The organism is Ciceribacter sp. T2.26MG-112.2 (genome assembly GCF_900492205.1).
In the GTDB taxonomy this organism is placed as follows: domain Bacteria; phylum Pseudomonadota; class Alphaproteobacteria; order Rhizobiales; family Rhizobiaceae; genus Allorhizobium; species Allorhizobium naphthalenivorans_A.
Genome location: NZ_UEYQ01000003.1, coordinates 184512 through 200687, shown reverse-complemented (window position 1 = coordinate 200687; position 16176 = coordinate 184512). Strand labels below are relative to the sequence as shown.

Here is a 16176-nt window from a genome sequence, read left to right as displayed (position 1 = left end):
CAGTGTCACGCTTCGTAGTTGGCGCGGACCAGTTCGTCGAGCAGGCGCACGCCGAAGCCCGAGCCCCAGGACTGGTTGATCTCGTCCGACGGCGAAGCCATGGCCGTGCCGGCAATGTCGAGATGGGCCCAGGGCGTGTCCTTGACGAAGCGCTTGAGGAACTGCGCAGCCGTGATCGAACCCGCGTGGCGGCCGCTCGAGTTCCTCATGTCGGCGAACTTCGAATCGATCATCTTGTCGTAGTCCTTGCCCATCGGCAGGCGCCACAGGCGCTCGTTGGTGGCAAGACCTGCGGCGAGCAGCCTTTCCGAAAGCGCGTCGTCGTTGGAGAACAGGCCGGCATGCAGGTTGCCGAGCGCCACCAGGACGGCACCCGTCAGGGTCGCCAGGTTGACCATGAATTCCGGCTTGAAGCGGTCGTTGCAGTACCAGAGCGCATCTGCGAGCACGAGGCGACCCTCGGCGTCCGTGTTGATGACCTCGATGGTCTGGCCCGACATCGAGGTGACGATGTCGCCCGGACGCTGGGCATTGCCGTCCGGCATGTTCTCGACGAGGCCGATAATGCCGACGACATTGGCCTTGGCCTTGCGGGCGGCGAGCGTGTGCATCAGGCCGGTGACGGCGGCGGCCCCGCCCATGTCGCCCTTCATGTCTTCCATGCCGGCGGCCGGCTTGATCGAAATACCGCCGGTGTCGAACACCACGCCCTTGCCGACGAAGGCGATCGGCTTGTCCTTGGCCTTGCCGCCCTTCCACTGCATGACGACGAGACGGGGCGGGCGCACCGAGCCCTGCGCCACGCCGAGCAGCGCGCCCATGCCAAGCTTTTTCATGTCCTTCTCGCCGAGAATCTCGACCTCGACGCCGAGCGCCTCGAGCTTCTTGGCGGTCTCGGCGAATTCTTCCGGCCCCAGCACGTTGGCCGGCTCGTTGACGAGATTGCGGGCGAGGATCACCCCTTCGGCAATGGCCTCGGCATCGGCGAAGGCCTTCTTCGCCGCCGCCGCGTCTGTGGTGACGATGGTAACCTTCACATCCTTGTCGTCCGACGCGGCGTCGTCATCGCCATTGTTGTCGTTCTTCTTCTTTTTAGTCTTGTAGCTGTCGAACTTGTAGGCGCGCAGCAGCATGCCGAGCGCGAAGTCGGCTGCGGCCTTTGGCGAAATCGCCAAACCGTCAACGTCGAGGAAGACGGTGGCCTTGTCCGACCCCTTCAGCAGGCCGGTGGCCTTGCCGCCGGCCTTCAGCCAGTCGTGACCGGTCAGCGCATCCGCCTTGCCGAGCCCGACGACGACGATCCGATCGGCTTCCGAGCCGTGCGGCGCGACGATGTCGAGCGTACTCATCGACTTGCCGGTGAATTTTGCCACCTTGGCGGCGCGGGCATAGACGCCCGCCGGATCGGCCTCGACCGCCCCCGACGGCACATCCGCCTCGACCGTCTTCAACAGCACGGCAACACCACCCGTGACGCGATGGGACTTGGAGAATGTAATGTCGATCTTGCTGGCCATAGGGACTCCACGAGCATGGATGGATTTTGAGAGAAGCGGAGGCGATCTTGTCCTTTTCCGCTGCGAAGGCAAGGAAAACCGGATGCGGCACCACGACAATCCCCGATGGATGGGCGATGGACCGAACGTGATCGCTGAGCCTCTTGTCAGGGCAAGCCCAGTGCGGATAGGTTCCGCCCGCTTCGCGCCGGCCGCGCAGCAAGAGAGTGTTTTTCGAAATGGAACCGCCTTTGCCGAAGCCAAACGACCATGTCCTGTTCGATGCCGTTCGTCGAGACGCGGACGCCTATCGCGCCGTGGTGCTCGCGCTGGCGTTGTTCGCGTTCTGGTGGCTGCTGCTGGCGATCTTCCATTTCTTTCCCATGCTCGACATTGCCGCCAGTGCTGCCTTCTTCAAGAGCGCCGCGTGCCCCGAAGGAATGGCGGAAGGGGTCGTCTGTGGTGATTTCCCCTACCGGCTGGACGGCCTATTCGTCTTTCTGCGCAGGGTGCTGTTCTACGCGCCATCGGCCGCGGCCGTGGTCGTCGTGATCGCGCTGATCATGGCCTTGCAGCACCACGGAGCGACTTATGAACCGCAGAAGGTGCGCCGCTACGGCCTATCACTGATCGCCTTCTTCCTCGGCCCCTACGTTCTGGTGAACCTGCTGCTCAAGAGCTTTTCCGGCCGTCCACGGCCGCACCAGACGGACCTCTTCGGCGGAGAACTGCCTTTCATGCCGGCAGGCTCCTTCAGCGGGCAATGCGAGAACAACTGCTCGTTCATTTCCGGCGAGGCTGCCGGCGCCGGATGGCTGATCTGCCTGATTCCGCTTCTGCCGCAAAGGCTACGCCTCGTCATGGCGCCCGGCATAATCGCAGTGTCTGTGGTCACGCCGGCCTTGCGCTTCAGCTTCGGCGGTCACTATCTATCGGATGTCATGCTCGGCTGGCTGTCATCACCGGTCGTCTTCCTGCTGGTCGTGGCCGTGTTCGAAATAGCGCGGGTCAGGAAAAACGCAGTATGACACGCGGGAAAAGCGGGAGCGCGCTGTCGCCAAAATGCCGCAAGCGTCGTAGACAGAGCCAAACCTCACTCGTGGGCGCGATCCGATTGCAGCGCTCCCAGGCAACCGCATGAAGCTTCTCGAACTCTACATCCTGCGGCGTGTCGGCCAGATGTTCCTCACCGCGCTCCTGCCGGTGCTGGCAATCATCTGGACGACGCAGGTGCTGGCGCGAATCAATCTGGTCACCGACAGCGGCCAGTCGGTCGGATCGTTCATGAAGCTCGCGACGCTGATCCTGCCGACCATCATTCCCGCCGTCCTTCCCTTCGCGCTGGTGATCGGGATTACCCAGGCGCTGACGGCGATGAACAATGATTCGGAACTGGCGGTGATCGACGCGGCGGGTGCGCCGCGCCGTACGATCACCCGGCCGCTTCTGCTGTTTGCCGCGGCCCTCAGCGTCTTTTCCTTCCTCATGGCCAATTTCGTCGAGCCGAAGCTTCGGGTCGGCACGCGCGAGATGATCGCGGCCGCCTATGCCGACCTCTTGTCGACCGTGATCGAGGAGAAGAACTTCCGTCGCATCGAGGACGGTCTCTACGTGCAGATTTCCGAGCGCCTGTCGGGACGCGTGCTGCGCGGGCTGTTCGTCGCCGATTCGCGCGATCCCGCCTATTCGCTGATCTATTATGCCCGCGAGGGCGCCGTCGACGAGAGTGGCACGGCGCTGGTGATGAAGGACGGCGAAGTGCAGCGCAAAACGGCCGAAGGCGAAGTGTCGATCGTGCGATTCGATTCCTATTCCTTCGACCTGTCCGATCTGTCGCAGACCCGCAGCCAGGCCCGGCTGCATGCGATCGATCGGGACCTTTCCTTCCTGCTTAATCCCGATCCCGATGATCCGGACGTGCAGAAGAATGGCGGGGAATACCGGAGCGAACTGCATCGACGGATGAGCACCTGGGCGATGCCGCTGGTATTCGCCCTGATCTCGCTGGTCATCTGCGGCAATGCCCGTTCGCATCGCGAAGCCCGGCTGCATCCGATGGCCTCGTCGCTCGCCATCGCGCTCGGTCTCTATTGGCTGTCGAACTATACGGTGAAGCTGGCCGAAGGCGACGCGGTCTATGTGCCGCTCGTTTACGCCGTACCCGTGGTCGGCGGCGGCCTTTCCGCTTTCCTTCTGTTCAGCGGGCGCCAGTTACGCTTCCCCCGCTTTATCCGCCATCCAGCGGCGCGCCTGTGGAACGCCTTGTCGGCCTACGTCCCGCGTCGTGAATCATCCGGCAAGGGGTCGGCGCCATGATGTTCACGCTCGGCCGCTATTTCTTCCGTCGTTACGTGACGACGATGCTCTGGTTCCTCGCCGGGGTGATCGCCATCGGCTATCTGATCGACTTCAGCGAGACGTCCGGGCGACTTGCCGGTCGCGGCGTGTTTTCCGTCTGGGGCCTCTTGTGGCTGACGGCGCTTCGCCTGCCGCTGATCCTGCAGCAGACGATCCCCTTCATTACGCTGTTCGTCGGCATGACGACACTGATCGCCCTCAACCGGAAGTCCGAACTCGTCGTGGCCCGGGCGGCAGGCATTTCCGTCTGGCAGTTCATGGCACCCTTCCTTGTTGGCGCCTTTCTGGTCGGCCTCGCCACTTCCTTCGTCGTCAACCCGCTTGCGGCCTGGGGCCAGCGGCAGGCTTTGCAGATCGAGGCGAGTTCGCGCGAGAGCGGCGGACGGCCCTCCACCAATGCGGTGCCGTGGCTGCGGCAGATCAGCGGCAAGGCCGACGTCATCATCGGCGCCGAGACGGTGCTCGAGGACGGAACCTTCCTCGTCGATGCGGTGCTGATCCACTTCGACAGCGACGGCCGCATCATCCTGAGACAGGACGCGCACTCGGCCAAATTGAAAGATGGTTACTGGATGCTTACCGATGTGACGGAAACCCGTCCCGGCGAGATCCCCACCAGGCTCGCCACAGCCCAGGTCAGTACCAATTTGAAACAGGAATTCGTCCAGGAACGCCTGGCGCAGCCGGAGACCGTTGCTTTTTATGAGCTTTCTCGAAAGATCGCGGTGGCCAAATCATTCGGCGTGTCGACCAAAGCGCTTGAGACGCAATTCCATTCGCTTCTTTCGCTTCCCTTCCTGCTGGTCGCAATGACGCTGATTGCTGCAACCGTTTCATTAAAATTCAGCAGGTTCAACCAGTCGCGCTCGGTGATTCTGGGTGGAATCCTGTCCGGCTTCGTGCTTTATGTGGTGACCGTGCTTGTAAAAGCATTCGGAAGCAGCGGTGTCGTACCGCCGTTCGTCGCGGCCTGGGTTCCGGTCGTCGTGGCGATGGCCTTGGGAGCGACGATCCTGCTTCATCAGGAGGATGGTTAGTGGCGGTAAGTGACCGCGTGAATATCAGAAGGCTAGCCCTAGCCCTGCTGACGGGAGTCGCCGTGTGCGCTTTGGTGTCGCCGGCCGTCGTCGCGCGTGCGCAAGACAGCCAGCCGGCTGCTTCGCTTGGCACTGATATTCCCGAAGATGCAAAGCTTCTGTTGGCAGCCAATGAACTGCTCTATGATCGTGACGCTGAACGCGTGACGGCGATCGGCGGTGTGCAGATCAATTACGGCGGCTACCAGATGGTCGCGCGCAAGGTCGTCTACGACCAGAAGAGCGGCCGGATGACGGCCACCGGCAATATCGAGATGATCGAGCCGGGCGGCAACCGCATCTATGCCGACACGCTCGACGTGACCGACAATTTCGCCGACGGCTTCGTCGAGGCGCTGCGAATCGAAACCACCGACAACACCCGCCTTGCCGCTGAACGCGGCGAGCGGGTGAACGGCACGGACATGATTCTCCACAAGGGCGTCTACACCGCCTGCCTACCCTGCGCCGACCATCCGGAACGCCCGCCGCTCTGGCAGGTCAAGGCCGAGCGCGTCATCCAGAACGGCCAGAAGCACACAGTGCGGCTGGAAAAGGCACGATTCGAACTGTTCGGCCGCACCATCGCCGTCCTGCCGGCGATCGAAGTGCCCGATCATACGGTCAAGCGCAAATCCGGCTTCCTTTTCCCCGAGATGCGCACCTCGGAAAACCTCGGCTTCGGCCTGACGGTCCCCTACTATTTCGCCCTCTCCAACCAGCGTGACGCCACCGTCAAGGCGACCGGCTTCACCAGCCAGGGCGTTCTGCTGGAGGCGGAGATCCGCCAGCGATTCGAGCGTGGCACCGCGACCTTGCGTGCCGCCGGCATCGACCAGTTGCACCGCGAGAGTTTCGACGCCAACACCAGCGATGCCAATCGCGACCTGCGCGGCATGGTCGCGTCCGAAGGCAAGTTCGAGATCAATCCGCGCTGGACCTTCGGCTGGGACGTGATGCTGCAGAGCGACAACAACTTCGCTCGTACCTACAGCCTCGAGGGGCTGGACGACACAACCCATACGAACCAGATCTACCTGACCGGTCTCGGCAAGCGCAATTCCTTCGACATGCGCGGCTACTACTTCGACGTTCAGGATGCGGATACCGAAAACACCGCGGAGAAGATGCAGCCGACCGTGCTGCCGTCGGTCGATTATGCCTATTATGCGCCCGAGCCGGTCGCCGGCGGCCAGCTTTCGGGCAATCTGAACTTCACCGCCCTGTCGCGGTTCAAGTCGGATGAAGTCGACGTCGATACTAATGGTGACGGCATAGACGACCTGACGCGGTTCCGCGGCCTTGACGGCACCTCGAGCCGCCTGACCGGCGAACTCGAATGGAAGCGGACGCTCAGCGTCCCTGGCGGCCTGCAACTGACGCCGTTGCTTGCCGCACGCGGCGACGCCTATGGCCTCGATCTCAACGCGCCGGTTGGCTACACCGGCAACTTCACGACCGAAACGGCGGAAACCCGTTACATGATGACGGCCGGGCTCGAAGCCCGCTACCCCGTGCTTTTGACGACCAACAACAGCAGCCACATCATCGAGCCGATCGGCCAGATCTATGCGCGCAACGACGAGCAACTGGCCGGCCGTCTGCCGAACGAGGACGCCCAGAGCTTCGTCTTTGACGCCACCAACCTGTTCGACCGCGACAAGTTCTCCGGCTATGACCGGGTCGAAGGCGGCACTCGGGCCAATGTCGGGCTGCGCTATACCGGCTCGTTCGACAATGGTTTCGGCGTGCGCGGCGTCGTTGGGCAGTCCTACCACATCGCCGGCCTGAACTCCTTTGCCACCGACGACCTCGTCCAGGTCGGCGCGGATTCCGGCCTCGAGACCGAGGTTTCCGATTTCGTCGGCATGGCCGGCATCGACATGCCGAACGGCATGTCGGTCGCCACCAATCTGCGCCTTGACGAGCGCACGCTGGCGCTGCGCCGCACCGATGCTAACGTCTCCTTCTCCAACGAGAAGCTGCAGACGAGCCTGACCTACTCGCAGATCGCCGCGCAGCCGGAATACGGATTGTCGAAGCGCAATGACGAAATCCAGTCGGCGAGTTCGGTCAAGGTCAGCGAGTACTGGTCGCTGTTCGGCTCCGTCACCTGGGACATCGACGACAGCGTGATCAACCGCAAGGGCATCGGCGTCTCCTATGCCGACGAATGCACGGTCTTCTCGCTCGTCTACTCCGACAAGTACGATCCCGAGGAAGAATCGGCGAGCGACTGGTCGATCGGTGCGCGGCTGACTTTCCGCACGCTGGGCGACGTCAAGGTCGGCGATACGGAGCTCGCCGGGTTCAATTAAGCCCGGTTTCACGGCAAAACCCCTTGCGATTGGGGGTCATCGTCATTGTTTCGCCGCACGGATTGTGCAATCGGTGCGGCAGATTATACTTTCACCGGACTATGCGTAGGCGGGTTGAGCACTGTTTTGCTCCCGCTGGAAAGGAAGATGATGGCCATTGCAAAGAAGGGAAAGCGGATGCTGCTCGCCTGCACGGTCGCGCTGGCGATCATTGCGGGTGACGCGTCCGTCGTCAATGTCGCTCAGGCTGCGAGCCAGGTCGTCGCCGTCGTCAACAAGACGGCCATCACCAATGGCGACGTTGCCCGCCGGGTCGCCTTTCTTCGCCTTCAGCGCCGCAAGGGCAATCTGAACCAGATCGCCAAGGAAGAGATGATCGAGGAAGCCTTGAAGCGGCAGGAAATCGCCCGCGTCGGCATGTCGGTCAGCACGTCCGAGGTTGATGCGGCCTATGCGCGGTTTGCCTCGGGCAACAAGCTTTCGCCGCAGCAGATGACCCAGATCCTCGGCCAGGCCGGCGTCGGCGTCGAGCATTTCAAGGCCTATATCGCCGTTTCGATGAGCTGGCCGCGCCTGATCAACGCCCGGTACGGTTCCAAGAACAAGATGTCGAACCAGGATCTCGTCACCCGCCTCCTGGAAAACAAGCAGAAGCCGGTGACCACCGAATATTTCCTCAAGCAGGTCATTTTCGTCGTGCCCGCTTCGAAGAAGGGCATCACCGGCAAGCGCAAGGCCGAGGCGGAAGCCTCCCGCGCCAAGTTCCCGGGCTGCGACGGCGCCATGGACTTCGCCAAGAACTATCTCGACGTGTCGATCCGCAATCTCGGCCGCGTGCTCGAGCCCGAACTGCCGGCGGACTGGAAGCCGCTGATCGAGAAGGCCAAGGGCGGCACGACCGGCACACGCGTGACCGAGCGTGGCGTCGAGTTTCTGGCGATCTGCAACCAGCGCCAGGTCTCGGACGACGTGGCGGCCGAAGTCGTGTTCCGCGCCGAGGACCTCGGCAAGGAGAAGCAGGACGACAATCCGAATGCCAAGAAATACCTGGACGAACTGCGCGCGAAAGCACAGATCGTCAACAACTGAGCCGAGCACCGGATGACTCCTGCCGACCATCTTCCTCTTGCACTGAGCCAGGGCGACCCGGCAGGCATTGGTCCCGACATCGCGCTCGCCGCCTGGGTGAAGCGGGCGGAGCATCGGGTGCCGCCTTTCCTCTACATTGGCGACCCCGCCGTTCTTGCCGTTCGTGCACGCCAGCTCGATCTCGACGTGGCGCTCAAGGAAACCGATGCCGCCGGTGCGGTCTCCGTGTTCGACACGGCGCTTCCGGTTCTTTCCGTGCCGATCGGCTTCGATGTCGTTGCCGGCGAGCCGCATGTCGCCAATGCCAAGGGCACGATCGCGGCGATCGAAACCGCCGTTCAGCTGTGTTTCGATGGCAAGGCGCGCGCCATGGTCACCAACCCGATCGCCAAGTCCGTGCTTTACGAGGCGGGTTTCGGCTTTCCTGGCCACACCGAATTTCTCGCCGAACTCGCTAAGCGCCGCACCGGCGAGACCTATCGCCCGGTGATGATGCTGGCCGGTCCGAAAGTCCGCGCCGTGCCCGTGACGATCCACATCCCGATCAAGGACGTCCCCGGGGCGCTCAGCGAGGCCGTCATTGTCGAAACCTGCCGGATCGTCGCCGCCGATCTCAAGAACCGTTTCGGCATCGCCCATCCCCGCCTCGCCGTCGCCGGCCTCAACCCGCATGCCGGCGAAGGTGGCGCGATCGGCCACGAGGACGAGGGCATCATCCATCCGGCCGTCATGACGCTGCGCAGCGAGGGTATCGATGCCTTCGGCCCGCTGCCGGCCGACACCATGTTCCATGACGAGGCCCGCCGCCGCTACGACGTGGCGATCTGCATGTATCACGATCAGGCGCTGATCCCGGTCAAGGCCCTCGGCTTCGACGATTCGGTCAATGTCACGCTCGGCCTTCCCTTCGTCCGCACCTCGCCGGACCACGGGACCGCCTTCGGCATTGCCGGCCAGGGCATCGCCCGCGAGGACAGCCTGGTCGCGGCGCTGAAGCTCGCCGACGAGATCAGCCGGACGAGCGAAGCAAGATCCTGATGGCGGCCATCGACGGACTGCCGCCACTGCGCGACGTGATCGCCCGCCACGGGCTCGACGCGCGCAAGGCGCTCGGCCAGAACTTTCTGCTCGACCTAAACCTGACCCAGAAGATTGCCCGGACAGCCGGACCGCTCGAAGGCGTGACCGTGTTCGAGGTCGGCCCCGGCCCCGGCGGCCTGACGCGCGCCATCCTGTCGCTCGGCGCCAAGAAGGTCATTGCCGTCGAGCGCGACGCCCGCTGCCTGCCGGCGCTTGCCGAAATCGCCGAGCACTATCCCGGCCGTCTCGAGGTGATCGAGGGCGATGCGCTGAAAACCGATTTCGAGGCGATGGCGCCGGATGGTCCGGTGAAGATCATCGCCAACCTGCCCTATAATGTCGGCACGCAACTCCTGATCAACTGGCTTCTGCCGCGAAACTGGCCGCCGTTCTGGCAGTCGTTGACGCTGATGTTCCAGCGGGAAGTGGGCCTGCGCATCGTCGCCGACGAGAGCGACGATCACTATGGCCGGCTGGGCGTGCTGTGCGGCTGGCGCACCGAGGCACACATGGCCTTCGACGTACCGCCGCAGGCGTTTACACCACCGCCGAAGGTCACCTCCTCGGTCGTGCATTTGGTGCCGAGACAGGAACCGCTTCGCTGCGACGTGGAGAAGCTGGAACGCGTGACGCAGGCCGCCTTCGGGCAACGCCGCAAGATGCTGCGCCAGAGCCTGAAATCGCTCGGCGGCGAGGCGTTGCTGGCCAGGGCGGGGATCGATCCGGCGCGGCGAGCCGAGACCTTGTCGGTCGAGGAGTTCTGCCGCATCGCCAATCTTCTGTAACAAAAGACCTCGAGCGATTCTATTCCGAGGCTTCGTCTGCCGGTTCCAATGTGATATCCGCGCCCTTGGTACCGCCGCGTGCTTCCTTGACCAGCCAGGCGGCCAGTTGGGCGACGCTTGCTCGTCGCGCCCGAGGAACCAGAAGCCAATAGCCGCGATCCGCGCCTTCGAGCACGCCACCCGCCGGGCAGAGCAGACCACTGTCGAGTGTCTGGTCGACGAGGCCGAGCCATCCCAGGGCCAGACCCTGCCCTCCCAGCGCCGCCTGTATGACCATGGCATAGGTGTTGAAGCTCATGTCGCCATGGCCGGCATCCGGTTTGCGGCTCGTCTCCGTCCTGCCGAGATAGCTCGGCCACTCGAACCACGGCGACGGGACTGCCGCATCCAGATGGATGAGCGGAACTGCCGTCAGGGCTTCGGGATGATCGAACGGACCATGACGCTCGAGAAAGGCCGGTGTGCAGACCGGCACGACACGCTCCGGCATCAGCAGGATAGCATCCTGACCGAGCTCGCCATGCGAACCGAAGGCGACGGCGATGTCGGCCCCCTCCTCCCAGTCGCTGGCGAGGCGCTGCGTCGCGACGATCTGCAGATCCAGTTCGGGATGGGACTGGCGAAACGCGTGCATGCGGGGAATGAGCCAGAGGCTGGAGAAGGCATAATCGGTGCACAGCCGGATGACGGGCCTCTGGCTGGCGGCACGAATGACCCGCTCGACCTCATCCAGTTCCTGGACCGTGCGCGCGGCGATGTCGAACACCCGCCGGCCCTCGTCCGTCAGTGCCACGCCGCGATGCAGACGGCGCAACAGGGGCGCCCCGAAACTCTGCTCGAGGAGCCGGATCTGGTAGCTCACCGCCGGTTGGCTCAATCCCCGTGCACGTGCGGCGGCCGACAGGGAGCCACGCCGGCCGATCTCGACCAGAAGCCGCATCCATCCGAGGTCCACCGGCGCATCTGCCATAAGGTATCCTTATGTCAACGATCAGAACTTTCGAGCTTCACAGCCTAACGTAGTTTCCGCTTCAATAAACCTGGCGAATATCAAAAAAGAGGGAACGAAGACATGCACCAGAATAGAAGCATGACCAGGCTGTGGCTCGGCGGCGTCGCGCTCGCGGTTTCCATGGCCTTAGCCGCTCCGGCTCTGGCCGCCGATGCCGAGAGCTGCAAGACCATTCGCCTGTCTGATCCCGGTTGGACCGACATTACAGCCACCAATGGCGTCGCATCCGTGCTCCTCGAAGCGCTCGGCTATCAGCCCGAGGTCAAGACGCTCGCCGTGCCGATCGGCTACCAGTCGATGAAGAACGGCGAGATCGATGTCTTCCTCGGCAACTGGATGCCGGCGCAACAGGCCTTCATCGACGACCTGAACGCCGCCAAGGCGGTCGAGGTGCTGAACAAGAATCTCGAGGGCGCCAAGTTCACCCTGGCGGTGCCGACCGCCTCGGCCGAGAAAGGCGTGAAGGATTTCGCCGATCTCGAAAAGCATGGCGACGAGTTCGAACGCACGATCTACGGCATCGAGCCCGGCGCACCGGCCAATCTCAATATCCAGAAGATGATCGACGCCGGCGAGTTCGGCTTGAAGGACTGGAAGCTGGTCGAATCCGGCGAACAGGCCATGCTCTCGCAGGTCGAACGAGCGACGAAGGAAGGCAAGGGCGTGGTTTTCCTTGCCTGGGCACCGCATCCGATGAACGAGCGCTTCCAGATCACCTACCTCTCCGGCGGCGATGCCCATTTCGGACCCAATTACGGGGGCGCCGAGGTCTATACGCTGGCGCGGACCGGCTGGTCGGAAAGCTGCCCGAATGCGGCCGGTCTGTTCAAGCAGCTGAAGTTCGAAGTGAGCATGGAGAACGTGCTGATGGGCGAGATTCTCGGCGGCAAGGATTCCAAGGATGCGGCGAGCGCCTGGCTCAAGGCCAACCCCGCCGTGCTCGAAAGCTGGCTGTCCGGCGTAACGACGCTCGACGGCAAGCCCGGCGCGGAAGCCGTCAAGACGTCTCTCGGGCTCTGAGATGGACAGCATCGTGCAAGCCCGTCCGAACATCCTGATCCTGATGGTCGACCAGTTCAACGGCACGCTCTTCCCCGACGGGCCGGCTGAGTTTCTTCATGCACCGAATCTGAAATCCCTGGCGAAGCGCTCCGTGCGCTTCGCCAACACCTATACGGCCAGCCCGCTCTGCGCGCCGGCGCGGGCCTCGTTCATGTCGGGGCAATTGCCGAGCCGCACCCGCGTCTACGACAATGCGGCGGAATTCGCCTCCGACATTCCGACCTTCGCCCACCACCTGCGCAATGCCGGCTACCAGACCAGCCTGTCGGGCAAGATGCACTTCGTCGGCCCGGACCAGTTACACGGCTTCGAGGAGCGGCTGACCACCGATATCTACCCGGCCGACTTCGGCTGGACGCCGGACTATTCCAAACCCGGTGAACGCATCGACTGGTGGTACCATAATCTCGGCTCCGTCACCGGGGCGGGCGTGGCGGAGATCACCAACCAGATGGAGTATGACGACGAGGTCGCCTACCATGCGACACGCCGGCTCTACGATCTGTCGCGCGGCCAGGACGAGCGGCCGTGGTGCCTGACGGTGAGTTTCACCCATCCGCACGATCCTTACGTGGCAAGGCGCAAGTTCTGGGACCTCTACGAGGACTGCCCGGCGCTCGACCCCACCGTGCCGGCGATCCCCTATGACGCCCAGGACCCACATTCGAAGCGGCTGATGGATGCCTGCGACCATACGGCCTTTGCCATCAGCGACGAGGACATCCGTCGCGCCCGCCGCGGTTATTTCGCCAACATTTCCTATGTCGACGAGAAGATCGGCGAGATCCTCGACGTGCTGGAGCGGACCCGGATGGCGGACAATACGGCGATCCTGTTCGTCTCCGACCATGGCGACATGCTGGGCGAGCGCGGCCTGTGGTTCAAGATGAACTTCTTTGAAGGTTCGGCCCGCGTGCCGCTGATGTTGTCGGCGCCGGGGCTGGAGGCAAGGCTGGTGGCCGAGCCCGTTTCAACGCTCGACGTGACCCCGACGCTTGCCAGTCTTGCCGGCATCGACATGTCGACGCTTGCCGCCTGGACCGACGGCGAGGATCTGATGCCTCTGGCACGAGGTTCTGGCGAACGCGGTGCCGTGCCGATGGAATATGCGGCCGAGGGGTCGATCGCGCCGCTGGTCGCGATCCGGGACGGCAGCTTCAAGCTGACGCTGTGCGACCGAGATCCGCCGATCCTCGTCGATCTGGACAGCGATCCGCAGGAATTGCAGAACCTGGCAAGCCAGCCGGCCCATGCCGAGACCCTCCGGCGGCTCGAAGCTTTGGCGGCAGGGCGCTGGGATCTCAAGCGCTACGACGCCGCCGTGCGCGAGAGCCAGGCCCGGCGCCGCGTGGTCTATGCCGCCTTGCGCAACGGGGCTTACTTCCCCTGGGACTACCAGCCGCTGCAGAAGGCATCGGAGCGCTATATGCGCAATCACATGGACCTGAACATCCTTGAGGAGAGTCAGCGATTTCCGCGCGGCGAATAGGTCGGGAGAATGGGCGCGCTGCGCCGTCTGACGATCCCTGAAGGGGTTTGTTTGCGCTGGGGCATCATGACCAGGAAACGTGAACGGGGGCCTCAAGGCCCCCGTCACCCTTTCGGATGGACGAACCGATTACGCGGCGCGTAGGGAACGGCTGCGGCTGGCCTCGGCCAGGCGGAACAGCGCCACCTGCTCGTTCAGCCGGTCCGCCTCGTTGGCGAGACCGTGCGTGGCGGCGCTGGTTTCCTCGACCATGGCGGCGTTCTGCTGGGTCACCTGGTCCATCTGCCCGACGGCGGCGCTGATCTCGCCAAGCGCGGCGGACTGCTGGCGGGCGGCCGAGACGATCGCCATGATCTCGTCATTGATCGTTTCCACATGGGACTCGATGCCCTTCAGCGCCTCTCCCGTCTGCCCGACCAGCGTCACGCCGGTCCTCACCTCGCTCGCGGAACGGGCGATCAGTTCCTTGATCTCGCGGGCGGCATGGGCGGATCGCTGGGCGAGTTCGCGCACTTCCTGGGCGACGACGGCAAAGCCCTTGCCGGCCTCGCCCGCACGGGCCGCCTCGACCCCGGCATTGAGGGCCAGGAGGTTGGTCTGGAAGGCGATGTCATCGATGACGCCGATGATCTGGCCGATCTGACCCGAAGACTGCTCGATCCGCCCCATGGCGTCCACCGTCTGCCGGACGACTGCCTCGGAATGCCGGGCGTCCACCGTCGCACGCTGGACCAGCCCGCCGGCGTGTTCTGCCCTGCGGCTGACGTCGCGAATTCCCGAGGTGATCTCGGTGATCGAGGCCGAGGCCTCCTCCAGCGCGGCAGCCTGGCGCTCGGTACGATGGGCAAGGTCGTCGGCGGCCTGGCGGATTTCCAGCGAGCCATGGTGAATCGTCGACGTGCTTTCGCTGATCGAGGCAATCACCGTCTGGAGCTTGTCCAGCGAGGCGTTGAAGTTGAGGCGCAGCGCGTCCAGTGCCGGCGCAAAGCTCCGGTCGATGCGCTGCGTGAGATCGCCGGCGGAGAGATGGTCGAGACCGATGCCGAGTTGCTCCACCGCAAAGCCGATCTCGGCGGCACGTTCGGCCCGCTCGCTGTCGGCGGCATCGCGCCGGGCCTGTTCCACTTGTGCCAGGCGAGCCTCCTCCTCGCGCTCACGCCGGACGCGGTCCCGGGACATGGTGATGAAACTGCCCACGGCCTGCCCCATCGCCCCGATTTCGTCCCGGCTGTCGGACTGCGTCAGGTTCACGTCGACTTCGCCGGTCGCCAGCTTTTTCATCGCATTGGTCAACACGCCCAGCGGCCGGATCACGGTGAAGGCGAGCGATACGGCAAGGAGGAAGGCCAGCACCACGCCGCCGAGGCCAAGAGCCAGCACGGTAACGAAGCTCTGCATTTCAACGGCGGCAATGTGGTTAGCCTCGGTCACGATCGCCTTGAGGGTCGCATCCTCCGCCGTCTTCAGGCGCTGGATGCGTTCGCTCGCCAGGGAAAACCACTCGGGAGCCTTAAGACCGTTCAGATCGCCCGCGACGCCGCCCTTGAGGATGCGGGCACGCATGGTTTCCAGCGCTTCGCCATTGCCCTGCAATTCGCCCACCACCTGTTGGCGCAGGTCTCCTGGCAGAAGCTCTACATAAGCGTTGAGCAGCGCCGTCTGCGCGCCGAACAGGCCGGCAAAATCCATGAAGCGCCGTTCGTCGATGCGAGCGGCCGACAGGAAGGCATTGCCGAGCGCGCGCTCCTGGCCCGCCAGTTCCTTGGCGTTCATCAGGAGGTTGTAGGCGATCATGTGCCCGATCGTGCCCTCGCTGCCGATCGCCAGCGAAAAGTCGCGCGAAAGATCGGTCAGTTGGCCGATCAGACCCGTGTAGAACTTGAAAGAATCCGCCGCTGTGGCGGAGAGCCCGTCCACCGCCTTGCGTCGATCGGCCAGTTGGGCGAGTTCCGCCGCGACGCGATCGGTGCGCGCCTTGAGAGAAGAATTGTCCTCGGCAGCGACCGTGGCAAGAACGCCCGTCATGGCGACGACGTGCGGATCGCTCTTGCCTCGGGCTGCGGCCAGGGCATCCGCGCCCTGATTGCCCTGCGCACCGATGAAGCCGGCCGTCTGGCCGCGCTCGACCTGCAAGGCGTGCACCAGGCTGCCCAGGGTCGCGATCTCCTCCGTCGCTTCGACCAGGCGCTCGGCATGGCGGTAATTGTCATAGCTGGCGCTCATCTGCATCCAGGCCAGCACGACCACCGCCACGAGTGGAACGGCCATGGCCGCAGCAAGGCGCCATTTCACGGATATGTCTTTCAAACGCATTTTCTCGTCTCACGATGGGAGGATGGCACGCTCCTGGCGGGCCTTGTCGCGAAAACAAGTAAACGGCGCTCAACTATTAACTTTAGCTGAAGCTCACT

The 16176-nt window shown here is 63.8% G+C and carries 12 protein-coding genes; 9 read left to right on the top strand and 3 right to left on the bottom strand.

All coding sequences use genetic code 11. The features are described 5' to 3' along the window. Window positions 1-5: 5 nt before the first annotated feature. Window positions 6-1517 carry a leucyl aminopeptidase gene (locus tag DYZ14_RS06670; protein WP_154719973.1) on the bottom strand — a complete coding sequence of 504 codons (1512 nt, stop codon included), beginning with the start codon at window positions 1515-1517 and terminating at the stop codon, window positions 6-8. A gap of 230 nt (window positions 1518-1747) precedes the next feature. Between DYZ14_RS06670 and DYZ14_RS06665 the strand changes: the two genes are divergently transcribed. The 7 genes from DYZ14_RS06665 (at window position 1748) to rsmA (ending at window position 10202) form a co-directional block, all read left to right on the top strand. Beyond that, window positions 1748-2524, top strand: a complete 777-nt coding sequence (locus tag DYZ14_RS06665; RefSeq protein ID WP_232365450.1) for a phosphatase PAP2 family protein — start codon at window positions 1748-1750, stop codon at window positions 2522-2524. A gap of 109 nt (window positions 2525-2633) precedes the next feature. Continuing rightward, a complete protein-coding gene (locus DYZ14_RS06660) occupies window positions 2634-3812 on the top strand; it encodes an LptF/LptG family permease (RefSeq protein ID WP_154719971.1) in 1179 nt (392 codons plus the stop codon). Then, window positions 3809-4891: an LPS export ABC transporter permease LptG gene (lptG, locus tag DYZ14_RS06655; RefSeq protein WP_154719970.1), complete on the top strand. Its 1083-nt coding sequence runs from the start codon at window positions 3809-3811 to the stop codon at window positions 4889-4891. The genes DYZ14_RS06660 and lptG overlap by 4 nt, the downstream gene beginning before the upstream one ends. After that, on the top strand, window positions 4891-7248 hold the full coding sequence (locus tag DYZ14_RS06650; protein WP_154719969.1) for an LPS-assembly protein LptD: 2358 nt from the start codon (window positions 4891-4893) through the stop codon (window positions 7246-7248). Before lptG ends, DYZ14_RS06650 begins: the two co-directional genes overlap by 1 nt. 150 nt (window positions 7249-7398) lie before the next feature. Continuing rightward, window positions 7399-8337, top strand: a complete 939-nt coding sequence (locus DYZ14_RS06645) for a SurA N-terminal domain-containing protein (RefSeq protein ID WP_154720170.1) — start codon at window positions 7399-7401, stop codon at window positions 8335-8337. Between the two features lie 12 nt (window positions 8338-8349). Then, window positions 8350-9375 carry a 4-hydroxythreonine-4-phosphate dehydrogenase PdxA gene (pdxA, locus tag DYZ14_RS06640; RefSeq protein ID WP_154719968.1) on the top strand — a complete coding sequence of 342 codons (1026 nt, stop codon included), beginning with the start codon at window positions 8350-8352 and terminating at the stop codon, window positions 9373-9375. Continuing rightward, a complete protein-coding gene (gene rsmA / locus DYZ14_RS06635; protein ID WP_154719967.1) occupies window positions 9375-10202 on the top strand; it encodes a 16S rRNA (adenine(1518)-N(6)/adenine(1519)-N(6))-dimethyltransferase RsmA in 828 nt (275 codons plus the stop codon). The genes pdxA and rsmA overlap by 1 nt, the downstream gene beginning before the upstream one ends. 19 nt (window positions 10203-10221) lie before the next feature. Here the strand turns inward: rsmA and DYZ14_RS06630 are convergent, their stop codons facing one another. Continuing rightward, window positions 10222-11172, bottom strand: coding sequence for a LysR substrate-binding domain-containing protein (locus DYZ14_RS06630; protein ID WP_154719966.1), 951 nt, complete (start codon window positions 11170-11172; stop codon window positions 10222-10224). A 120-nt stretch (window positions 11173-11292) separates the two neighbouring features. Between DYZ14_RS06630 and DYZ14_RS06625 the strand changes: the two genes are divergently transcribed. After that, entirely contained in the window at window positions 11293-12234 is a 942-nt protein-coding gene (locus DYZ14_RS06625; RefSeq protein WP_154720169.1) for a choline ABC transporter substrate-binding protein, read from the top strand. Window position 12235: 1 nt separating this feature from the next. After that, window positions 12236-13765, top strand: coding sequence for a choline-sulfatase (gene betC, locus DYZ14_RS06620; protein WP_154719965.1), 1530 nt, complete (start codon window positions 12236-12238; stop codon window positions 13763-13765). Window positions 13766-13894: 129 nt separating this feature from the next. Here betC and DYZ14_RS06615 read toward each other — a convergent pair whose 3' ends face one another. After that, on the bottom strand, window positions 13895-16057 hold the full coding sequence (locus DYZ14_RS06615; RefSeq protein ID WP_195949859.1) for a methyl-accepting chemotaxis protein: 2163 nt from the start codon (window positions 16055-16057) through the stop codon (window positions 13895-13897). Window positions 16058-16176: the final 119 nt, after the last annotated feature.